This is a genomic window from Pseudoalteromonas sp. SG44-5 (genome assembly GCF_014164175.1).
Classification (GTDB): Bacteria; Pseudomonadota; Gammaproteobacteria; order Enterobacterales; family Alteromonadaceae; genus Pseudoalteromonas; species Pseudoalteromonas nigrifaciens.
Map to the genome: position 1 here is coordinate 1 of NZ_JACJES010000060.1, position 690 is coordinate 690.

The 690-nt window shown below is 47.8% G+C and carries 3 tRNA genes; all 3 read left to right on the top strand.

The annotated features are described in order from the left end of the window. The first annotated feature begins 146 nt into the window (after positions 1-146). Positions 147-222: transfer RNA gene (locus H5079_RS18160), tRNA-Glu, on the top strand. Positions 223-400: 178 nt separating this feature from the next. After that, positions 401-476, top strand: a tRNA-Glu gene (locus H5079_RS18165). 89 nt (positions 477-565) lie between these two features. Beyond that, positions 566-641 (top strand) — tRNA-Glu (locus H5079_RS18170). The last annotated feature ends 49 nt before the right edge of the window (positions 642-690 follow it).

Sequence of the window (690 nt, forward strand, 5' to 3'; positions counted from 1 at the left end):
CCTAGGACACCGCCCTTTCACGGCGGTAACAGGGGTTCGAATCCCCTTGGGGACGCCACTTACTATTTAATAGTCAGTGCAGTGTTATTAAGAAAGCTCGCCTGAAACGAGTCTAAAAATTCAGTGTCCTAGTGACACATTTATGTGTCCCCATCGTCTAGAGGCCTAGGACACCGCCCTTTCACGGCGGTAACAGGGGTTCGAATCCCCTTGGGGACGCCACTTACTATTTAATAGTCAGTGCAGTGTTATTGAGAAAGCTCGCCTGAAACGAGTCTAAAAATTCAGTTGTCCTAGTGACACAGAAAATGTTTCTGAGAAGATAATGCCATTCGCCTCACAGGCTCGGTCTCATCTTACACAGAAATAGCAAATCAATGATTTGCAAACCAATTTCTGCGTCCCCATCGTCTAGAGGCCTAGGACACCGCCCTTTCACGGCGGTAACAGGGGTTCGAATCCCCTTGGGGACGCCACTTACTATTTAATAGTCAGTGCAGTGTTATTAAGAAAGCTCGCCTGAAACGAGTCTAAAAATTCAGTTGTCCTAGTGACACATGTATGTGTCCCCATCGTCTAGAGGCCTAGGACACCGCCCTTTCACGGCGGTAACAGGGGTTCGAATCCCCTTGGGGACGCCACTTACTATTTAATAGTCAGTGCAGTGTTATTAAGAAAGCTCGCCTGAAA